This window comes from Paenibacillus lignilyticus, assembly GCF_017942085.1.
GTDB classification, from domain to species: domain Bacteria; phylum Bacillota; class Bacilli; order Paenibacillales; family Paenibacillaceae; genus Paenibacillus_Z; species Paenibacillus_Z lignilyticus.
The window spans coordinates 32787-54646 of sequence record NZ_JAGKSP010000024.1 but is presented as its reverse complement, the minus strand read 5'-3'; the positions used below and the strand labels follow the sequence as shown (position 1 = coordinate 54646).

Sequence of the window (21860 nt, the reverse complement as noted above, 5' to 3'; positions counted from 1 at the left end):
AGACCCCTGAAAGACGATCAGGTTGATAGGTTCGAGGTGGAAGTGCAGCAATGCATGCAGCTGACGAATACTAATCGGTCGAGGGCTTATCCTACGAACATTCGCTCGGATGTTCAACTTCGGACAAGATCAGCTAAAACAAGACCTTCGCAAAGGTTCGTATCCAGTTTTCAAGTTGCAAACCAGCTAATTGAATAACCCACTTGTGGGTTTTATTTCATTGAGTTTGGTTAAACTTGAAAATAATACACATGCCGGTGTAGCTCAGTTGGTAGAGCAACTGACTTGTAATCAGTAGGTCGTGGGTTCGACTCCTATCGCCGGCACCATTTTTTTAAAATTGAGCCATTAGCTCAGTTGGTAGAGCACCTGACTTTTAATCAGGGTGTCGTAGGTTCGAGTCCTACATGGCTCACCATTTTCGTTTAACGACAATGGGGGCACATTACATTATGCGCGTATGGCGGAATTGGCAGACGCACCAGACTTAGGATCTGGCGGGCGACCGTGGGGGTTCAAGTCCCTCTACGCGCACCATATTTACCTGCGGAAGTGGCTCAGCGGTAGAGCATCGCCTTGCCAAGGCGAGGGTCGCGGGTTCGATTCCCGTCTTCCGCTCCATCACACAATCAAATACTTGATATAGAATGACGGTTTCCAGTTCATCTGGGGATCGTCTTTTTTGTGTTGAATAGGCAAAGAAAAGCCGCCCTTGTTGTGATGGATTCACGTAAGGGCGGCTTGTTTTATTTCTCTTCGAAAGGGAGAAGAACATCTTTTGCAAGTGACTTGTAGGATGGATCGAAGTAGGCTGTGAACGCCAGATTGGCTGAGATAGGCTTGGCGTCACCGGATAAACTGCTCGATTTCGCTACGTCAAAAGAATCAACCGTAATTAACCTTGGCAGCTTTTGCAGTTCTTCGATATAACGCAAAATGTCTGCGTATTTACCTTTTATAACTAGGCCTACTTTGAGTTGTTTCACATTAGGACCAAATGAAGTGCTGCTGTTTGTAGTAGAATCAGTATTTTCGCTTGCACTTGTGTCCGCATTCTCTTGATCATCAACACGGTCAGGAGTAAAGGTAGCGGTTAGAGCCTCGCCACCGGTGCTTGATTCAATTTGTTGTAAATCAAGCAACAACTGCTCTGTATTATCCCATAGCGGAAGTGCTTGCTGTACATTTTCCTTGGAATATTCGTTGCTCTCTTCTTTTTTCTCTGCGAGTTTTTTACTCAGCAGATTGTACTCATTGTTTAGACGTTCAATCTCAGCCTGTTGATCGGTAATTTGGTCCGCTGATGGTTTTAGCAAGTAGCTATAAATTGCAAACAAGGCCAGAAACAGTACTGCCACTAAGAGCACGGATAAGGACCGGTTTTTAGTTAGTTGTTCCATTGTTCTCATCCTCCTTCGACCGCTTCATCTTGACGCTAAATGAAGCCGTATATGGATTGGAGACGGAGATCCCACCGCTATCGGTCGATGTGGCCATAGTCTCACCTTTGGACATCGTTTGCAAGCCTGCATCTTCAGCAAAAGATAAGCGGTGTAAATCGAACAGGTAGCGGGACATATCTTTCATCGAATTGAAGCTGGCGGTTAGAGAAATCTGTCCTTGTTCCGTGTAGCCAAGTGTACGGATTTCAGCACTTAGCGGGAGCTTATGTTCAAGCTCATTAACGATCGCAACTACGTCTTTTTGTTTCTTCTTGATTGCTTCTATTTCCGAGAGTGGATTTGACTGGCCATGAGCAGCTCCTGTAAGCAGTTCATTTTGAGCGAGTGCAATTTGATCATTTAAGGTTTGTACCTGATCCTTGTTATCTGATATTTCAGTACGGTTAGTCATGAAGGAATAACCGATCAGTGTCATAATGAGCAGCCAAGCACCTAAAGCGCTAGTGATAACAACAGGGAGTAGTTTGGCTTCACGATTAACTCTGGGAAGCAGATCGATGTTGAAGCTAAGGTCCTTAGGGAGAGCGAGACCGGCAGGAATCAAATAATTAGCCTGCTCATCATCTAGACTTCCGTCTTCAAAGGAAGGGAAATCTGCTTCGTGAATGGCGATTTCCGCCTGTGTTTCACGCAATATGGAAATAAGGACTTGCTGTGCGGATACGGATCCAGCTACGATAGCTTTACTAATGCGCGAGGCGCCTTCATGAAGCCCGAATTGATAGAAATTCAGGATCCGCGAGATCTCCGTACTTAGCTCGGATAACTGGGATTCGTTCAAGTGACCGGGTTGATGATCGCCACTTTCCAAAAGGTTGATCGCCCTCATGAAGATCGGGCTGCCTTCATGGAACATAAAGATCTCGAGCATAGAATCACCGATGTTCAGAACCATCGTTTCACTTGTTTTTTCGGTTTGTTGTGCAAATAATGATTTTGCTAGGGCAGCCGCAGGGAAAGTAATGGCTTTAACGCGTAAGCCGGAATCCTCCATTAATTCCATAGCAGTGCGAATCCACTTAAGTGGAGCTGCAAATATTAAAACCTGTGTGCTAGTCTCATCCTTGCCAATCTGCAGAAAATCGTAGATCGGCTCTTCGAATGGCAGATGGAGCGTTGTCTCAACTTCCAGCTCAATTAAAGCCCGAAGCTCTTTATCATTGGTGGTTGGGATGCGCATTTTACGAACAATAATTTGTGAAGTTGGCACGGCAAGCGAAACGGTTGCACCGGTAAGCTTCTCTTGTTGAATCCATTTCTTAAAAATACCGCGGATTTCTTCTAGTTTGACGAACTGATCATCAACAATGGCACCATCAGGAAGCGGAAGAAATCCGGTCCGATCCAGATCCCATGCTTTTTTCTTGCGAAGCGTAGTGAAACGGATGGCGGTTTGTTCAATAGTCAGACCGATTTGTTTAGAGCCAATGGTTATCAACAAGATCACATCCCGCTTAGGTTATTATAGCTAGATATCCTTTTATCAGATCGTCTCCGAAGCAATATGCGGCAAGCGTACCTATTGCAAGGAAAGGACCAAAAGGAATCGGTTGTTTTCGTTTGACTAGATGAAGTAGCTGCAAGGTGCCGCCTACGATCGAACCGGTCAGACAAGCAAGAAGCATTGCAACTAGAATGTGGGGTAGACCAATAGCCAATCCACATACAAAGAACAGCTTGGCATCTCCTAGCCCCATTTGGCCACGTGAGATAAGATTAATCAGCAGTAGCATACCACCGCCGAGTAAGGCACCTACCGCGTAATGCCATAACGGTTGGTCGTGATGTAGTAGTCGAGAAAGTAGGAGCATTGGGAGAAAAGTCAGAAGTACGTTATTCGGAATTAACATGTATTTGAGATCGGAAACGGTGATGATAACGGATAAACTAACAAGCAGCAGCCCCGTGAAGAGCTCAGTGCCTAGGCCTGAATACAGAAACATACTCATGAACAGTAGTCCGGTGATGAATTCACCAAGTGGATATAAAGGAGAGACAGATGTACCGCAATGACGACAGCGGCCTCGTGCAAATAGATAACTAAATAGGGGGATTAAATCACGTTTCCTTAATTTTGTTTGGCAGCTTGTACAGTGAGAGGACGGATGAATGAGAGATTGTTTTAGAGGTACACGCAAGCCCACGACGTTAAAAAACGAGCCACATACGAGGCCAAGGATGAATAAATAGATTGCTAGGGCAGTCGTCATATTGAATGGCTACTTTCTATCTAAAATGAAGAGAAAGGAACCGGAACGGATCCGGTTCCATTGCGATCTAAAAGGTGTTATTTAAGATCATCAGTATCATATTTTTTATCATCTGTGGTTTTTGTTTTATCTGTACTGATCAATACTTCTGTGAGATTACCACTAGTATTAAAAGTAACTGTCCCATCTGTAATTGCAGTCTTTGTACTTGGAAGAATAATATCGGTAGAAAGATAGCCTTTGGAGATTAGACCTGGAGTAGTTGCATCGCCAACGATTGGAATTGCACCAGCAGTTTTAAAATCACCATTTAACTCAGATGTTACATAAATTCGTGAAGCATCGTAAATTTGACGAGCAGTTGCAATATCCGAATCAGTCTTCGACTTGCTTATAATGCTGGAAATAAGTGGAATTGCAATCGCGGCAATGACCCCTAAGATGACGATAACAGCTAGTAACTCAATTAATGTAAAACCTTTCTCATTCTCTCTCGCACGCTTCAATACTTTCGATACCATTTTTAATTCCTCCCTGAATTGTTTTTACTTGCCTACTTAGCCCATTTGACTATATAGACTGAACATAGGCAGCATGATGGCTGCCACGATGACTCCGACCATACCGGCGAGAAATACGAGCAAGATAGGCTCGATTAATGACTTCATCCGGTCGACTGTGTTCTCGACATCCATTTCATAGAAGTCCGCTACTTTGGAGAGCATCAGGTCAAGAGAGCCTGTCTCTTCCCCAATTGCAATCATCTGAGTAACCAGTGGTGGGAACACCCACGACTTCTTAAGTGGATCCGAAAGCGGTGTACCTTGTCTTAGAGAATCCCCTGCGCTTCGAATGACTTTACCTACGACCCGATTGGCTACAACCTCTTCGACGATGGTAAGAGCTTGAAGCATGGGAACCGAACTGGCATAGAGGGAAGACATGGTGCGCGACATTTGGGCAATTACGCCCTTCTGCGAAAGCTTGCCGAAGATCGGCAGCTTAAGCTTCATGTAATCTATTGCATAGGCTCCGCTTGTGGTGCGTTTGGCTGTGATGAAGCCGACAACGAAAATTACAACAACAAGCAGCCATAGATACCACTGATTTTCAATACTCTTGCTTGCTGCCATAACCATTACAGTGATGGCTGGGAGCTTGGCATCCATGGAATCAAACATGCTTACGAACTGAGGTACAACTGCCTTGAGCAGATAAATGACGGCTGAGATGGCGAGAAAACCTACGACCATCGGGTAAGTTAAGGCGGATTTGATCTTTTCCTTGGTCATATGCTGCTTCTCGAAGAATACAGCTAATCGCTCGAGCGTACCTTCCAGATCGCCTGATTCTTCCCCTGCGCGGATCATGTTGGTGAACATGGAAGGGAAGATTCGCTTATGCTCCTGCACGGCTTGCGAGAAGGCATTACCGCGAAGCAAGCCTGAATGCACATCGACGAGTGCCTTCTTAAGCGGCTTGCTCTCTGTTTGCTGGGCTAGAATGCCCGTGGCATCGAGTATGGTGACGCCTGCGCGAATAAGCGTTGCGAATTGGCGGCAGTAGATGATGAAATGCTGCATTTTGACCGGGTTACCGATGTAGATGTCCATCGATAGAATCGTGTTTCGGTGTTCATTCACCGAAAGAACGACTAGCCCGCGTTTACGCAGCTCTTCAACCGCCGTCGATTTGTCCATTGCGGACATTTTGCCTCTTAGCTGCTTGCCGCCGCCTGTTTTGACATGATAGGCAAATTGAGCCATTAGTAAGCACCTTCAGTCAAGTACACTTTGGCTGCAGCCGGGTCGACACGTCCTGACTGTAGAAGCTCCTTAATCGAAGCGTCTAGCGTATGCATGCCTAGCGCGCGTCCTGTTTGCATGACGCTCTTGATTTGATGGATTTTCTCGGTGCGAATAAGGTTCGCGACAGCAGGGGTGTTGATCATAATTTCCGTAGCACAGGATCTGCCTTGTCCGCCTGGGCGAGGCAGAAGCCTCTGCGAGATAACCCCTAGAAGAACAGCTGCAAGCTGCGTACGGATTTGTCCTTGCTGGTGAGAAGGGAAAGCATCGATGATCCGATCGATCGTTTGCGGAGCATCTGTTGTATGTAAGGTCGCAAACACTAAATGTCCGGTCTCGGCTGCCGTGACGGCTGCCGAAATCGTCTCCAGGTCGCGCATCTCGCCAACCAAAATGACGTCAGGGTCTTGCCTAAGCGCTGCCCGAAGTCCGTTGCTAAAGCTCTTCGTATCATTGCCGACCTCGCGTTGATCGACCACCGATGCGGAATGCGTATGGAGGAATTCGATCGGATCCTCCAAGGTGACGATATGCTTCTTCTGCGTTCGGTTGATGTAATCGATCATCGCCGCTAACGTCGAGGACTTACCGCTGCCTGTCGGACCTGTAACGAGGACAAGTCCTTGATGCTTATTAGCTAGCGTCTCGATGATTGCAGGAAGCTGCAGCTGTTCAAGTGAAGGGATTCGCGTAGGAATCGTCCGGATTGCAATGCTCACTTTGCCACGCTGGCGGTACGCATTGATTCGATATCGAGAGTAACCCTCCAGCTCGTAAGAGAAGTCTACCTCTCCGGCTTGCTCAAAGTGTGCCAGCTGCTCGCTGTTAAGCAGGGACGTAGCCATTGCTCTGGAGCGCTCAATCGTAACTGCTTCCTCACCCAGCCGTTGAAGTGTGCCATGAACCCGCATAACAGGAGGCGAGCCAACGGAAATATGAAGATCGGATGCTTTGCTCTCATGTGCTTGCTGCAGCAAGCTTGTGATCTGTTCCAATACTTGTGTCATAGTGGCCCTCCTATCTAATGGGATACTGTCTCTTGCAGCACTTCCTGCAGGGAAGTAATGCCTTTGACGGCTTTCTCCAAGCCATCGTCCATCAGCTGGATTAACCCGTTCTTCTCAGCAGCCACTCGCAAGTCTTGAATGGAGCTCTCCTGGCTAATCTGCTGCCGAATGGCGTCATTAATGCCGAGCACTTCATGGATTGCGACCCTGCCGCGATAACCGGTTTGGTTGCATGTGCCGCAGCCTGTGCCTTTGTACAGCTTGTCCGCATGAAGTCCGTGATTGTGCAGGAAGATGCTTTCTTGCTCGGATGGCGTATAGGCAGTCGAACAATCCGGACAAACGCGCCTAACGAGCCGCTGGGCAACTACGCCTACTAAAGAAGAGGCAATTAAGTAAGGTGCAATCCCCATATCCCTGAACCTCGTAATGGAGCTGACGGAATCATTCGTATGAAGCGTCGATAATACCAAGTGTCCGGTTAGCGAGGCCCGAATGGCAATCTCTGCCGTCTCCGAGTCGCGAATCTCACCGACCATGATAATATTAGGATCCTGACGGAGAATCGAACGCAGCCCTGTTGCAAAAGTAAGTCCGATCTGTGGATTTACGTGGACTTGGTTGATTCCCTCAAGCTGGTACTCGACCGGATCCTCTACGGTAATGATGTTAGAGTCTTCTTTATTGAGATGCTGAAGGGCGGAGTAGAGCGTCGTTGTTTTACCGCTGCCCGTCGGTCCGGTAATGAGAATGATACCGTAGGGAACTTCAATCATTTCTCTGAAGGTTCTATGGTTATGCTTGCTGAAGCCTAGCTGATCGAGTGCCTTAACACCGACGCTTAGATCGAGAATCCGTAGCACGATCTTCTCTCCATGAATGGTTGGCAGCGAGGAAACCCGGATATCGATCGTCCTGTAGTCTACTTGCATCTTCAACCGGCCATCCTGCGGAAGCCGGCGTTCAGCGATGTTCAGCTTGGCCATGATCTTAAGCCGCGCCGTGATAAAGCCCTGCATTTGCTTAGGAATAACTCTCTCAGTCCGGAGTACACCGTCCAGACGATAACGAATGTTAACGTTCGTTTCGCCCGGATCGACGTGAATGTCGGAGACCTGAAGCTGTACAGCTTGCTGAATCATCTGGTTCACCAGACGAACAACGGGAGAATCCTCGTCCGTAATCTCGGTTTCGCGGATTTCATCGGCCGTAGGCAGCTCGCCCATAAGCTGAGACATGGAATCTTGCAAACCATAGTGACGAGCGATAGCTCTTTGCAGTTCATCTCTCCCGGAGATAGCCGGTTCGATACGAAAGCCGGTGGACATGCGGAGCTCTTCGATCGCAAAATAGTCCAGCGGATCAGCCATTGCGACGAGCAGTTTGCCGCCTTCTTTATGAATCGGAATGGCTTGATAGCGGCGAGCCAAACTCTCGGGAATGATCTGTGTAATAGACGGCTCGATTTGATATTTGAACAAGCTGACATGTGGTATGCCCAGTTGATATTCCAATACCTCGAATAGTTGTTGCTCCGTTATGTATCCTTGTGTGATGAGCAAATCGCCGAGCTTCTGTTTAGTCTTGCCTTGTTCTCGCAGCGCTTGCTGCAGCTGTTCTTCAGAGATGACATTGCTCTCGATGAGAAGGTCGCCCAGCCGTTTCTTCTTCACGGTACTCATCTCTACACACACCCTCATTCAGTTATTCCGGCCTATTTTCCAATGGAAAAAATTTAGGTCTATAAGACTAGAATTGTTAGAGTAATATATTTCCAGTAATGACAAAAGATAAGCAAGATATTCCATTTTCCGCGTCTGTTAAGCCTATTATACACACACAGTGTTCTATTAGACAATATTGGATTTTTCTTTACAAAATCATCTATTTAATTGCTGTAAACTTATGTATAATAGAGACACATAACTAGTAGTTCTTTTGAACTGTATCGAATTGTAGCAATTAGAATTGAAAGGATAGGGAGGGGAAGCTTTGAAATCCAGGATGAGTACTAGAATGAACGCAAGATTGAGAGCGAGAATGAAGGCAAAAACCATCGTTGTCAGACTGCTCTTTCTAAGCATGATTGCCGCGCTGATCATTATTCCGGGGCTGTATTTGAAGGATGCGTATGCGAATGGCACAGTCTATTATGCGATTAAGGCTGATACAAACTTTATCACTGTCGGCGGCAGCGGAGTGCTGTACGCCAACACGACCAGCATTGGGACAGCAGCAGAACAGTTCGAGTTGATTGAGAACAGCGGGGATACATATTCGATTAAATCCAAGTCGACCGGCAGATATGTGACTGCATCATCAACCTCGGTAGCTCTATCGGCAACGGCCTCATCAATTGGCTCCAGCGAGAAGTTCCAGTTGGCAGACGGTTACCTGGTCGCAACGATCTCCGACAAGTCAAGGTATGTGAAAGTAGATTCGAGTGATATGAAGCTTTATGCTTCTGAAAAGAACATGAGCAACGGAACTAAGCTCCGCTTTACCCAAAATGTGACCAAGCTGCTTGAAATTACGGATGGTGGCGGAACGTCAGATTTGCAGCCAAAACTCGGATCACTTCCGAACATCTCTATTGATACCATCAGTATGAAACGCTTTGTCGCTCTGCGCGGAGATCTCGATGGCAAGTATGATGGAATCTATATCGGCAAGGGGTACTTCAACCCAACCAAAGTAATCAAGACGAGTTCCAGCAATCGAGCCGCTGCGCATGAAACGGTTAGCTTGGAGAACGATATCACACTCCTCAAGGCAGGGGAGATAGTCGATGACTTTATTACCAAAGGGCAGCCCGTCTTCATCTACAGCGATACGACGAGCGGATTGCTGAATCAAGGCTATAAAAACTCATCCGGAAATTTTGTTTCGCTCCGAGGAAATCTGTATAATACCTTCGCTCCATACTCGTCTGCCGGGAGAGATAACGTTGTCTTTCTGAATGCCACAGGCTTGTCTAATCTAGCAAGTAATCTATCCAACTCCAATTCAAATTACAGCAAGCTTCTAAATCAGCGGCCAAAGCTTGTGCTCAGCGGTCAACCAACCTCCTATCTTCTTGACTCATCTGCGCTCTACCGTGCGGGGGATACGTTGTCCTTTCATTTCAATGTCCCGAATTATGCAAATTTTGGAGACGGAAGATTAACGGCTAATTTGTATCTTGGCCTTGATCAAGCCGTAGCCTTCGGCAATGATCAAATCGTTGCGTCATCCATCGTGACGAATAACAACGACGACAGCGAGTTAACTTACGTCCTTCCAAAGGGTTATTCCGGCCTCTATTATTGGAAGCTTGAAATCGTAGATCAAACAACGAAGTTGAAGAGCTATGAAACGGGTGTATTCAAATATCGCGATCAATTGACTAAGGTACGCGTACTGCAAGTGATGCCGAATGATTCTGACACGAGCAGCTTGAAGCAAAGCGGGAATTTAGACCAAACGTTTTTGAGTAAAAAAGATGAATACGAGATCTCTATTACGACGATGAAATTCAATGATTTCAACTCGACAGGCAAAGCTGATCTCAACGGAAATTATGACATGCTGATTTTTGGTTTAGCGGACTCTTATAATTCCAATGCCAGCATTACCGTGGATACGGCGAATGTCGTCAATAATTTTATTAAAACCGGCCAAAGCGTTATGTTTACGCATGATACCGTATTCTCCAGCAGCGAGAATGATCGGAATACGTGGATCAATCAATTCCAGCAAACGACCGGGCAGATCGAGCCTTGGACGAATTTGGGTCTGAGTGCGCCGAACACGTCAACTGTCGTGAAGAAGGTTAATGACGGGCTGCTCACTCAATTCCCTTTCATTTTGAGCGATACTCCTAAAGTGGCAACAACGCATAACCAGTACTTTACACTGGATTTGGAAGATGAAACTGTCGTTCCTTGGTACAATATTATCGGTTCTAACCGTGACGAGAATGATAGCTGGAATCACTACTATACCTATTCCAAAGGTAATGTGACGTACTCCGGAACGGGGCATACCAATAGCGGTTTCCCAACCTGGGAGCAGCAATTGTTCGTCAATACGATGTATCGTGCATACATGGGATCTAACCATGCACCAATGCTGACGGTGTATAACCCGCTTGATTATTCGTCTGCGACGGACAACTTCATTCCGAGCTATCAAAATATTAATCTCAGTTTTAAACCGGAGGATTATGATTTTACGGATCGCAATCTAACCGTTTCGGTCAAGTACTCCTATGATGACGGTACCGGGTTGAAGACGATCACGCAGCCGATTACAACGGCTGTCTCAGGAACAACCATTAACTCGGTAATCACGAATCCATTCACAGCCGGAGACGGAGATCTCTCCATCGAAATTACGGTAACGGATAAGACAGGCGCAAAGATTACGAAGACCATTCCGGTGAAGGTGAAGAAGGTTTCGTCGAATCTGACTGTGAAACGTACCATTTCCGGTTTGAGCTCAGGTTCGGAACTTACGCTAGATAAAGGTACATCAACAACCATGACGTATACGGCAACGCCTAAAGACATTACGAAATCCGGTTCAGTTGATGCTTCTACACTGAAGATTCAAGGGATCACCTTTGCCGAAACACTCCCACCCGGGCTGGAGATTGTCGGGACTCTTCCTTCGGGGATTACGGCGACGGGGAATGTAAGTACGGGGTATAAGCTTAACGGAACATTCGATACGCTTACTTATACGCTAAGTGGATCAACCTATACGGCTCCGCAGATCGAATTCAGCATAACGGTGAAACCGACCGTTACGGGGACGTTGCCGCTCAACAATTCGAGCCTTACATTTAAGGACGTAGGCCAGACAGCAACGACGACGCTTCCGTTTGACACGTATTCGTTGAACTCCATTGTTCGGCTGACTGGCTTAAGCATCGGCGTGCAGGATGTTACGCTCGTGAACAAGAAGGACAGTACGGGTGCTACGGTGTATGACACTGCGACGATTATTCCGACGTTCGCGCCTGCCGATGCAACGCCTAAGTTCACTTGGACCTCGTCGAATACGAATGTGGCTACAATCATCACGACGATTGCAGGCAACGGGTATGTTACCGGTGTTGCGCCAGGCGTAACAACCGTGAGAGTAACCGACTCTATTACCGGACAAACAGCTACTGCACAAGTAACTGTTCTGGAATCGGGACTTAACATCATCGGTGGCTCTACAGTAACAGCGGGCATGACGATGGACTTGTCAGGGGCTCTTGTCAAACCATCTCGCGAAACGGTGAGCCATATCGAGTGGTCGATATTTAATCCGGCAGACGGATCATTGAGTACCGTCAACGGCTGGCAAACGAAGCTTACCGGTCTTAAAGCGGGCACCATTAAAATTTCCCTTCATGTGACGACTACGTATAACTCGACGATAGACGGGTCTACGGTGACGACCTCATATGATGCAGCCAAGGATATTACCATTACGAATCCGGTCTTAACCTTGACAGGGAGCAGCAATCTTACTGTCGGAGACTCGATCCCGCTTACCGCTGCTTTGCAGAAGTCGCTCTCAGATAACACACCGATTACGGATAGCCGAGTGATCCAGAGTGTGAACTGGAGTTTGAAAGAGGCGGATAAGCAGAAAATTGCTTCGCTTCCTGCATCTACAGGAAAGCTGCTCGTGAATGAGCTGAAAGGGCTTGCTCCGGGCACTGCCACTGTCGTTGTTACAGTGAAGCTGTTAGACAATACGGTAATCACGAAGGAATTATCGATTACGATTGAGAATCCGGTGCTTACATTGACAACAGGGACATCATCAATTGGAATCGGCGATATCGCTCAACTTACTGCAAAGCTGCAGAAGTCGGCTACAAACACAACAGCCGTTACAGATGATAGTGTCACCATTACGTGGGGATTGAGCAGCACAAGCGATTCAGGTCTTGTGAGCTTGGGAACCGCAGCAAGCAATCAGTTCACGAATCAGCTCCAAGGGCTTGCTCCGGGCACCGTAACTGTCGACGCTTCCGTAAAACTTGCTGATGGCACGGTAATTAAGGACACGCTGCCAGTGACGGTAGTAAGCCCAGATCCATCCTTGGTTGGAACGCGTACTACTATCAGTATAGGCGATACGATATCGCTGACCGCGGCATTGAAGAAATCGGTAAGCAGCAACACAGAGATTGCTGCAAGTATGATCAAGGATGTTAAATGGGGACTGGAAGGTTCAAATGCGGAAGAATTAGTGGACCTGCCAATTCCAACCGGTAAGCAGATGAACAATTCACTCAAAGCTAAAGCTCCGGGTAATGTAACGGTCTTTGTGAAATTCCAGCTCATGAATGACACGTGGGTTTCGGCGAGGCGATCGATTACGATCGAGGAACCTTATCTGAACTTGTCAGGTCCAGTAAACATTAGCCTTGGTGACAACGTGGAACTGAAAGCTACACTGCAGAAGTCTCAATCGAATAGTGCACCGATCGCGGATGATAGCGTGATTCAAGGTGATCTTGAATGGGATCGTTCGAATACGAAATTAGAGCTGCTTTCCAATTCATCGGGCAAGCAATACACGAAAAATCTACATGCGCTTGTTCCGGGAACCACAACAGTGACGGTCTCCTTGAAACTGCAAAACGGAACGTCATATTCGAAACAAGTGGAGATTACCATTAATAAACCGGTTGTAACCTTAAGCGGGCCGCTTAAAGTCGGCGTAGGCGATGTCATCGAATTAACAGCCGGATTGAAGAAGTCGGAAACGAATTCATCGCCGATTACCGATACTAGCCTAATTAATGGTGTGACATGGAGTCTGAAGGAAGCGGGAGCGGATGACATCGTTACACTTCCGGCATCCACGGGAAAAAACTTCACTAATGATCTTAGCGCAATGGATAATGGGAATGTGACCGTTATCGTGTCTGTGAAGCTTCTTGATAATTCAGTAGTGAAGGAAGAGCTCCCGTTAACCATTCAGAATCGCGCATTAAAGCTCGATGGCAGCCTGATCGTTAAAGCTGCTTCAGCATTTAATTACCCGGTTACATGGGAAGGAGCTGCCGGCACGCCAAGCTTCTCGTATGAACCGGAATGGACCTTGCTGAATAGTCCTTCTAAAGGGACTAGCCTTACAGGCAGCCACAACTCGGCAAAATTAACGACAGGCTGGCAGGATGGCGGCACGGTTACCATTCAAGTGAAGGTGAAGTCGCCGGCCGGTAAAGTATTCACAGAAGAGTTGACGGTTGATATTGTACTCATCAAATTACCTGCTACCGTGCCACACCTGAAAGTGAATCAACAGATGAATCTGGCATCCAGCCAATCTTTGAGTATCATACCAGCTAAGCATAGAGCTACTATAGTGCCTAGACTTGTATGGACATCCGCGAATAGCAATATAGTGGCGGTCACGGCTAATGGTGTCATTGAGGGTATCAATTACGGTTCAACTACGATCACCGTGTATGATCCCGTGCTGCAAATTACGCTTACTGTGAAAGTTACGGTCGACAAGAGCGACAAGTATTAATTCGTAAGTAAGGGGCTGTCTCAACATCATCGAATGATGACGCGAGGCAGCCCCTTCTCATTGATCAAACCAAAAAAGATGGCGCAGAGTCTAAGCTCTGCGCCATCTTTTTCAATTTATCATGGAACTTTAATTTTGAACGGGAAGCAGCTTCTTCTGACCGATATTGACCCTGATTTTATTGACGCGAGGCAGACCGGCGAGCTGATTGATAAAGACGTCTTTATTGTAATCGATGACGAAACGGGCTTGTTTCTGATCAAGTCTTCCTTCATCTTGAGGGTCAAAAGATAAGGTAGTCCCGGTTTCTGTCGAGGTGGTATCACCAAGCACGGCGTTAATGGTGATGCCTTCCTTGGCAAAGAATCCGCCGTGAATCCAGAAGAGCGAGCCTACGCCATAGAGCTCGGCTGTTTGGTCGGTGTAGAAGAAGCCATCCAGCGTATGAATGCTCGATTGTTTATAGCCATCGCCTAGCGGTTGGAAGGCGGTGACCCGATAGATGTCAATAGGGCCATTGGCGATCATGACCAGCTCTCTCTTCTTGTCATTCACGACCATCCCGCGAATCTGAGCATCCATGATTTCATTGAGCTCATCATGCTGTAAGGAGAAAATGGTGGAATCCATTTCAAGATCGCCGATTAACGTTACTTTGCCCTTAACGAGAATGTTGGCTCGAATGGGGATAACGCTATTGGGGCCATCATTCTGGATGGTCAAATTACCATTTACGATAAGCCAATCGTGCGAACCTTTCGAAGTGTATCGGATTTGATTGAGATCATCACCGATTGTTAAGTCTCCTTCTACGATTACAGCACCTGATAGGTTGCTGAACTGCGCATTCAGAGCGCTCATGGCGCGATCATAATCTAATTTTGCTTCATTATAGGAATCTAGCTCTTCACTTGTAGCGCCACTGTCAGGCAATGAAGGGGCTGTAGGAATGGTAATCGGGTTGATGGATTGTAATTCACTTAAGAACCCCTTCAGTTGGGCCATCAGTCCGTCCCCGGAATCCAGAGGCGTGTAGGCGCTCCATAAGGCTTCTCTCAAAGTTGGATCAGCACCTGTGCCCAGTGCATCATAAGCTTTATCGACGAAAGATTGCGCCACGTCGATAGAAAGAAACTTCTTCTTTTCCGTTAGCTCCACTTTGGAGTCCAGGTCATGGAATTGAGGATCTCCCAGATTCTCAAGTGGCTGGTAGGTTCCCTGTGGATCGATGCGATATTTAATTTTGCTTTGCGATTGGATTTGAATTTTACCATTCCCCAGGTCATCACCGTCCGGTACATAGATGCCGTCCAATGCCGAGCGATCTTCAACGGGGTCGACGTAAAGAAACTGTGTATTGGCGTTAAGCGGGTTGTTCAAGTAGGTATAGTTCGCGACATTTTGGATTAGCAGCTCATCGCCGGCATAGATGTTGCCTTTGAAGGACGGTGCACCGTTGATGACAACATCACCCTCGGAGCCAAATGCATATTTCAGAAAATCCGGGAAGGTATCCAGCGTCATATCCTGTACCAGATCCCGCTTGACGCCATTCACTTCCGCTTCGGCCGTTACACGAATGGTGGTTAAGAAGTCTTCCTCTCTGGATGGACTGGCAGCGCTTTGATTTTGACAATATAACCGTTGTTTTAAAGGGTTGACCGTACCGAGAATGCAGATGTTCTTGATACGATATTCCGGCTTCTTGGCTTCATCGAGCTCGGAGATTCCGTTCTCATAGCCGGTGAAGTTTTCTACGAATTCCTCTACATTCTGTGTTAATAGGGAAGGACTGATTGATTGATTATCGAAGCGCGCCATAATATGCGCCATCGCTTCACTTAGCGCCTTATCCGCAAGATGCACGGTTTGCAAATTATCCTCCGACTTCTGCGTCCGTGCTGCTCCGCCGATCGTAGCGCCAAGCACAGCTACGCCGACGAGAGTAAAGAGCAGCATCATAAACACAACAAGTAAAAAGGCAGAGCCTTTTTCTTCACGTAACATCGGTCAGCTGCCTCCTCTTAAAATCCGAATCTGCTTTCTAATTTGAGATCGAAATTTCTGTCTCCATATTCCTGACGCAGCTTAAGGTTGATTTCAATCATCCCGCTGCTGCAGCCCGTTTGGCCATTTACGCATTTTAATGTTATGGATGATGACTCATTATCTGTTGGAGTGCTTTTGGGCACAATCTCCGAATCGATGACCACTTCACGATTACCGATAAACAGCGCGCTCTTATTCGAGGTGTTAGGTTTAATGCTGATGACTTCACGCAGAGGGTCTTCGCCCGTCTCTATAGGATCTTCAGAAGAAATCTCGGGAAGCGTCAGCGTAATCGACTGACTGAGGCTTGCATCGGATTGCGAAATCCGGTTCGGTCCAACCCGGTACAATTCGGTTATGATGGAGGACATAATCAGATCGCCTTCGTCTCGAAGGGAGTTCTCGACGCGAACCTTGTTGTATGTATTCATGCCAAACGTAATGGAAGAGTAAATGACACCCAGAACGACGGACAGTAATGTCAGCGAGGCAATCAGCTCCACTAGCGTGTAGCCTCCTTCTGCATCCTTACCGGTCAGTCGCCTTCTCAAGCTGTTAACGAATCGATTCATCGGTTATGTATCCCTCCACTTCCGAACGCTCCCGTTTGCTCGGACCGTTATCGCTACTGTGAGGCTCTGCCTCTTCAACTTCAACTTTGATAGGAAGCAGATATTTATCGATTCTTCCGCCATCGGGAGATGCTGTTCTTGTATCGAGCGAGTCGTAGAGGTTCTCTTGGAAGCTGATCGTGACATGATAGAGGATATCGTTGATTTTGGGATTCAAAATATAGACGAGCGTCTGCGGATCACCTACGAGATCCTTATAATTCGTACAAGTGCCGCTGCCTGCGGCACAGCCGCTTGAACTAATGACATTACGCTCCTCGCCGATACCGAGGGGCTGATCACTCTTAAAAAAGGTTTGCATGGCATCAAAATCCGCTTGTTTCTGCATATAAAACAGTGTATTTCGCGCCAGATTAACCATTACGGTCTTATTCTGGTTGCCCTTGGCATAGGAGAGCGCATGGACAAAAAATCCTGTCATCGCGAGTCCGGCGACGGAAAGGATGATGAGGCAGGTCAAGATTTCAACTAATGTAAAGCCACTCTCTCCAGATGGCTGCTGCTGCTCGGTTACTTTCATAAGCATCACAGTTCCCTTCGTATTCGCACATTTGCAGTATCTATTCGACACAGAACGTCGCAATTCCTCCTAGTTCTAAAGTCTCATCTCAATAAAAATAAACCGTTCCCGCTTAAGCGTAAACTTAAGAGAAACGGCGTTTTATTAATAGGACTAATTACTTAGACGTCGAGCGGGCGCGGCCAATCAGTGAACGAGTGGAGCTACCGAAATAGCCTCGTACATGGGGCGCCGCTGCAGATGACTTTGGTAGAGTGTAATAGCTTTCGCAGTCCACTGGAGCGGGCTGCCGGAAGGAGTAGTCGGAACCTTGAAGCCGCTAAGCCGTGAAAGCTCGAATGATTCCACGCCGGCGTAGTTCCGAGCAAGCGTGAGATGGGGGTTGTAAGAGCGGCTCTCCGGCATAAGTCCCAGGGGCTTCAGCTTCCGAGCTACATTTTGTTGCAGCTTATGCAATTGCTCGACATCGCCTTCGACGCCGGCCCATAGGACGGAGGGGCGAATCGGGCGCCCGAAGACGCCGAGTGAGGCAACCCTCAGCTCGAAGGCGGGAACAGAAGCAGCTTCGCGAAGTGCTGTTGATATGGCAGGGACAAGCGCGCTCGGCGTATCGCCTAGAAATTGCAGCGTAATGTGATAGTCATCCATATGTGCCCATTTGCGAAAAGGAAGCTCTGACTTGATGTCTTCACACAGAATAGATAAAGACTGCTTGATGGTATCCGGAACGGAGACGGCCGCGAACAAGCGGACCATCTCTGACGAAGCAGTGGCTGGCGTATGCATAGATTCCTATCAACCTCTCCAGTGCTGGCGATCTTCGATGATATAGCCTTGCCCCAATTCGAGCTCCATAAACCCGGCCATGCGGCGCATCTGATAGGGAAGCGACTCGTTGCTGCCCGCAAGTATGTAATTGCGCCGATCGGACGGACCTTCAGCCGGCAAAGCAAAAGCTTGCACAGATTGGAACACTTCCTGCAGCGTCGTATAGATGGCGTTGATATGAGTATCATTTTCACGTTTACCCATCAGATTGATGAGAACCGCTCCGTTCTCATCCAGCTTGGAAACCACAAGCTCAAAGAAGCTTCTCGAAGTCAAATGCCGCGGCGTGTCTTTATCGGAGAAGGCATCAAGCACGATAAAATCATACGTATGCGCATCCTCGCATGAAAGCAGCTCGCGACCATCGCCAACCACCACATTATCGTCGCTATAGCCAAAATATTGCCTGCTTAACGACACGACCTGCCCGTCCAGCTCCGCAACCTTAAACCGCTTCCCCGTGCAATGCCGCGCAATCGTTCCGATACCATGTCCGATGATAAACACACGCTGAAACGATGGATTACTGCTGTTCATGAGGTGAATCATAGCCTGGGGATATTCAAACAAGATCCGCTCGGGTTGATCTAAATCCAAAGCCCCTTGCATGGCATTGTTCGAGAACTGGAGGACACGGAATCGACCGCGCTCTCCGCCATACTCACTCGTATCGTAAACGATAATTTCATGCTGTCCGCTGCTTTCCCGGTGCAAAATCTGCACAATGATTCAAGCTCCTTCGCCTCAGTAAACCTACTAAAGTCTTTATGAAATCCAGCGTATCGCATCTCTGGGCAGGATTCAATGCCGAACGAAACTTTGGAAGCAATCCTAAGATAATCCATCCAAAATGAATGAGCCACCTCATTGTAAGCGCAACAATCGGCGCAATCCGCTCGAATTGGCATAAATAGCACGTTATTCCGCGTTTGCAGGAATGATCGGATGGGAATAAGATTTGTCTCAACAACTGAAGAAACCTTTGACCAAACGCTGAATCCTCGAAAGGGGAGCGGGGGAACCAACCTGAAGCCGTCTCATGACAGAGCGGCTTCTCGGGGTGAATCCACAAACAGGCGCTGCTTGTTCTGGTAGGGCACTCTCAAGCCCGAATCCGACAGCTAACCTCGTAAGCGTGTGAGAGAGAACCCCCTTCAATCGAGCTTGCAACAGCTTGTTTCTTTACGCTGTGATGAGGCCCGGAGTAGAGTTTCTCTGCTCCCGGGCCTCTTTGTGTTGTCTACCTTTTACTAACAATCAGGAGAGTGGGTATTGTGAAAGATTGCAAGATTAAAGCGATTGAGCTGTTTCGATTTGATGGAGAGCTCACCGATGAAAGGCTGCCCGGACATAGTGAAGACTGTATTTGCGGTTTGCTTGCCATTACCACGAATGACGGCGGAAGTGGATGCATTGAATTCCACATGCATGGCTGTAACCTGAGGGGAGACATTGTGCAGTGGACGGCCATCTACCGGCGAATTAAGGGCCTGACACTCGAGGAGAGTTTGGATTATATCCGCCAGATGCAAGAAGCATGGGGGACGGATCGCACGCATTTGATGGAATCGGCATTAACGAGCCTGGCCGAGCAGCTGGATTACTCAGCGAAAGGCATAACCAACCCAAATTGCGCATTATGGAATCGCGCGTATTTATTCGACCGCTCGCAGGCCTATGTCTCATTCTAAACGTCGATAACGGCAATTTTTATACTTTTTTTACACCCTAGCACCATTATCTTTACCCCCTTTTTACAGCAACCCGTATTAAGATTTCACTATACCGATGAGGGGGATTGCGATCAGGCAGTTTGCAGAGCATCGTAATAAGCTTCAATGGAGCTGAAAGCCGAGTATAGATTAAACCCTAATGGGGAAAATATTCTCAATTCACTGGTGCAGTTACAGGGAGGTAGTAAAGAGAAATGATGAATGATTTTGCAATGGTAGTATTGTTTGTTGCTGCATTTGCTATATTTTGGGGATTTCTTAAGTTTTGTGAGAAAGCCTAGGGAGGTAACGCTATGATTATCGTCGGTATTATTGCAGCTATTCTAATCTTGTACCTTGGATTTGTTTTAGTAAAACCTGAAAAATTCTAAATGGTAAGGGCGGAGGATTCATAACATGAGTATGGGATTCATACAGGTTGCCATAACGCTTATCATCATCGGCTTATTGGTTAAGCCGGTAGGCAGTTATTTAGTTAAAGTCTTTCAACGAGAAAAAACGGGGCTCGATCGGGTATTCGGTCCTTTCGAACGCATGCTGTACCGGTTGATGGGCGTACGCGAAGATGAAGCGATGGGATGGAAACAGTATATAGCGGCCGTCCTGCTTACCAACTTCGTCATGATGATTCTATTGTATCTGGTCCTGCGGTTTCAAAGTTTCCTGCCGCTCAATCCGGATGGGATAATCGGCAATATGCCGGCAGCGCAGGCTTTTAATACAGCCGTATCGTTTATTACGAATACAAACTGGCAGTCGTACTCAGGTGAGAATGGACTTTCTTACTTGTCTCAATTGCTTGCGATTACCTTTCCGATGTTCACGTCGGCGGCAACCGGCTTTGCAATAGCGATTGCGTTCATTCGCGGACTCGTTGGCCGTCAGGATAATCTCGGTAACTTCTATGTGGATATCGTACGCGGCATTACGCGTGTATTCCTGCCGCTCAGCTTCTTGGTCGCATTATTTCTTGTATTTCAAGGCATTCCGCAGACGTTCCAAGGTGCTGTGGATGTAACCACACTTGAAGGGGCTCAGCAGACGATAACTAGAGGGCTCGTTGCATCGCTTGAATCGATCAAACATATCGGTACGAACGGCGGAGGATGGTTCGGAACGAACGCGGCACATCCGTTCGAGAATCCTACACCGCTTGCTAACATGGTTCACATTATTTGCATGATGCTGCTTCCAACCGCGCTTGTGTATGCTTTCGGTTTGATGATTAAGAACAAGAAGCAGGGCTGGGCCGTATTTGCGGCTATGGGACTTATCTTCTTGGTTATGCTCACAGTCGTATTTGTATCGGAATATAAAGGCGTTCCCGCTCTTGATGCGGCAGGCCTTCACGGAAATATGGAGGGCAAGGAGGTAAGGTTTGGCGAATCGCAGTCCGCATTGTTTACGGCGGTGACGACAGCAGCGACGACGGGATCTGTAAACAACATGCACGAATCGTTAACACCGATGGGCGGTTTAGTTGCGTTGTCCGAAATGATGCTGAATAACGTATTCGGCGGTAAAGGCGTCGGGCTCCTCAATGGGTTATTGTATCTCATCTTATCGGTATTCATTTGCGGTCTGATGGTTGGGCGCACGCCGGAATTCCTCGGTAAGAAAATCGAAGGAAAAGAAGTAAAGCTTGCTGCAATTGCGCTGCTCATTCATCCTTTAATCATTCTGGCACCGACCGCGCTTGCACTTGCAACGCCTGTTGCTACCGCGTCCATAGCGAACGCAGGTACGCACGGATTATCCGAAGTGCTTTATGCCTTTACATCCGGCGGGGCAAACAATGGTTCCGCATTTGGCGGTTTGAGCGCGAATACCGACTTCTACAATATAGGTATCGGTCTAGTGATGTTGTTTGGCCGCTATATTTCAATCATTGCGATGCTTGCGATTGCCGGATCTCTTGCGGTTAAACGAATTGTACCGGTAACTACCGGGACGCTGCGCACGAATACACCATTGTTCACGGGAATTCTCATCATGATCATTCTCGTGATCGGAGCGCTTACGTTCTTCCCTGCGCTTGCACTGGGGCCAATTGCTGAACATCTGGCCATGCCGCAATAAACTT

16 protein-coding genes, 4 tRNA genes, 1 rRNA gene and 1 riboswitch are annotated in these 21860 nt (G+C 47.5%); of the genes, 9 read left to right on the top strand and 12 right to left on the bottom strand.

Annotated features, from left to right (window positions below; all coding sequences use genetic code 11):
* The 5 genes from I8J30_RS29645 to I8J30_RS29625 all read left to right on the top strand — a co-directional run.
* Nucleotides 1-94 (top strand): 23S ribosomal RNA (locus I8J30_RS29645); the annotation flags it as partial.
* A 159-nt stretch (nucleotides 95-253) separates the two neighbouring features.
* Nucleotides 254-329 (top strand) — tRNA-Thr (locus I8J30_RS29640).
* Between the two features lie 13 nt (nucleotides 330-342).
* A tRNA-Lys gene (locus I8J30_RS29635) sits at nucleotides 343-418 on the top strand.
* A gap of 36 nt (nucleotides 419-454) precedes the next feature.
* A tRNA-Leu gene (locus I8J30_RS29630) sits at nucleotides 455-537 on the top strand.
* A 9-nt stretch (nucleotides 538-546) separates the two neighbouring features.
* Nucleotides 547-621, top strand: a tRNA-Gly gene (locus tag I8J30_RS29625).
* A 125-nt stretch (nucleotides 622-746) separates the two neighbouring features.
* Here I8J30_RS29625 and I8J30_RS29620 read toward each other — a convergent pair.
* The 7 genes from I8J30_RS29620 to I8J30_RS29590 all read right to left on the bottom strand — a co-directional run bounded on the left by I8J30_RS29620 (nucleotide 747) and on the right by I8J30_RS29590 (nucleotide 8170).
* Entirely contained in the window at nucleotides 747-1400 is a 654-nt protein-coding gene (locus tag I8J30_RS29620; protein WP_210664049.1) for a hypothetical protein, read from the bottom strand.
* Nucleotides 1384-2904, bottom strand: a complete 1521-nt coding sequence (gene pilM, locus I8J30_RS29615; protein ID WP_210664048.1) for a type IV pilus biogenesis protein PilM — start codon at nucleotides 2902-2904, stop codon at nucleotides 1384-1386. Before pilM ends, I8J30_RS29620 begins: the two co-directional genes overlap by 17 nt.
* Nucleotides 2905-2917: 13 nt before the next feature.
* Nucleotides 2918-3673, bottom strand: a complete 756-nt coding sequence (locus tag I8J30_RS29610) for a prepilin peptidase (protein ID WP_210664047.1) — start codon at nucleotides 3671-3673, stop codon at nucleotides 2918-2920.
* 77 nt (nucleotides 3674-3750) lie between these two features.
* Nucleotides 3751-4194 (bottom strand): type II secretion system protein, encoded by a 444-nt coding sequence (locus tag I8J30_RS33820; RefSeq protein ID WP_210664046.1) that lies wholly within the window; start codon nucleotides 4192-4194, stop codon nucleotides 3751-3753.
* Nucleotides 4195-4230: 36 nt separating this feature from the next.
* Nucleotides 4231-5439 (bottom strand): type II secretion system F family protein, encoded by a 1209-nt coding sequence (locus I8J30_RS29600; RefSeq protein ID WP_210664045.1) that lies wholly within the window; start codon nucleotides 5437-5439, stop codon nucleotides 4231-4233.
* The gene (locus tag I8J30_RS29595) at nucleotides 5439-6488 is read right to left on the bottom strand and encodes a type IV pilus twitching motility protein PilT (protein WP_210664044.1); all 1050 of its coding nucleotides are present in this window, start codon (nucleotides 6486-6488) and stop codon (nucleotides 5439-5441) included. Before I8J30_RS29595 ends, I8J30_RS29600 begins: the two co-directional genes overlap by 1 nt.
* Before the next feature lie 14 nt (nucleotides 6489-6502).
* Nucleotides 6503-8170 carry a GspE/PulE family protein gene (locus I8J30_RS29590; RefSeq protein WP_210664043.1) on the bottom strand — a complete coding sequence of 556 codons (1668 nt, stop codon included), beginning with the start codon at nucleotides 8168-8170 and terminating at the stop codon, nucleotides 6503-6505.
* A 334-nt stretch (nucleotides 8171-8504) separates the two neighbouring features.
* On the opposite strand from I8J30_RS29590, the gene I8J30_RS29585 reads away from it, so the two are divergent.
* Nucleotides 8505-14015: a DUF5057 domain-containing protein gene (locus I8J30_RS29585; RefSeq protein WP_210664042.1), complete on the top strand. Its 5511-nt coding sequence runs from the start codon at nucleotides 8505-8507 to the stop codon at nucleotides 14013-14015.
* A 129-nt stretch (nucleotides 14016-14144) separates the two neighbouring features.
* On the opposite strand, the gene I8J30_RS29580 is transcribed toward I8J30_RS29585, so the two are convergent.
* The 5 genes from I8J30_RS29580 to I8J30_RS29560 form a co-directional block, all read right to left on the bottom strand.
* Nucleotides 14145-16022: a hypothetical protein gene (locus I8J30_RS29580; RefSeq protein ID WP_210664041.1), complete on the bottom strand. Its 1878-nt coding sequence runs from the start codon at nucleotides 16020-16022 to the stop codon at nucleotides 14145-14147.
* Nucleotides 16023-16039: 17 nt separating this feature from the next.
* Complete coding sequence (locus tag I8J30_RS29575; RefSeq protein ID WP_210664040.1) at nucleotides 16040-16636, bottom strand: PulJ/GspJ family protein; 597 nt, start codon at nucleotides 16634-16636, stop codon at nucleotides 16040-16042.
* Nucleotides 16620-17222: a type IV pilus modification PilV family protein gene (locus I8J30_RS29570; protein ID WP_210664039.1), complete on the bottom strand. Its 603-nt coding sequence runs from the start codon at nucleotides 17220-17222 to the stop codon at nucleotides 16620-16622. The genes I8J30_RS29575 and I8J30_RS29570 overlap by 17 nt, the downstream gene beginning before the upstream one ends.
* A 180-nt stretch (nucleotides 17223-17402) precedes the next feature.
* The gene (gene thpR / locus I8J30_RS29565) at nucleotides 17403-18002 is read right to left on the bottom strand and encodes an RNA 2',3'-cyclic phosphodiesterase (RefSeq protein ID WP_210664038.1); all 600 of its coding nucleotides are present in this window, start codon (nucleotides 18000-18002) and stop codon (nucleotides 17403-17405) included.
* Nucleotides 18003-18011: 9 nt separating this feature from the next.
* A complete protein-coding gene (locus I8J30_RS29560; protein ID WP_210664037.1) occupies nucleotides 18012-18767 on the bottom strand; it encodes a spermidine synthase in 756 nt (251 codons plus the stop codon).
* 258 nt (nucleotides 18768-19025) lie between these two features.
* Nucleotides 19026-19195: riboswitch (cyclic di-AMP (ydaO/yuaA leader) on the top strand.
* Between the two features lie 123 nt (nucleotides 19196-19318).
* On the opposite strand from I8J30_RS29560, the gene I8J30_RS29555 reads away from it, so the two are divergent.
* From I8J30_RS29555 to kdpA, 3 genes are all read left to right on the top strand, one after another.
* Entirely contained in the window at nucleotides 19319-19735 is a 417-nt protein-coding gene (locus I8J30_RS29555) for a hypothetical protein (RefSeq protein WP_210664036.1), read from the top strand.
* A 335-nt stretch (nucleotides 19736-20070) separates the two neighbouring features.
* A complete protein-coding gene (locus I8J30_RS34330; RefSeq protein WP_090986693.1) occupies nucleotides 20071-20148 on the top strand; it encodes a potassium-transporting ATPase subunit F in 78 nt (25 codons plus the stop codon).
* Nucleotides 20149-20179: 31 nt separating this feature from the next.
* Complete coding sequence (gene kdpA / locus I8J30_RS29545) at nucleotides 20180-21856, top strand: potassium-transporting ATPase subunit KdpA (RefSeq protein ID WP_210664050.1); 1677 nt, start codon at nucleotides 20180-20182, stop codon at nucleotides 21854-21856.
* The last annotated feature ends 4 nt before the right edge of the window (nucleotides 21857-21860 follow it).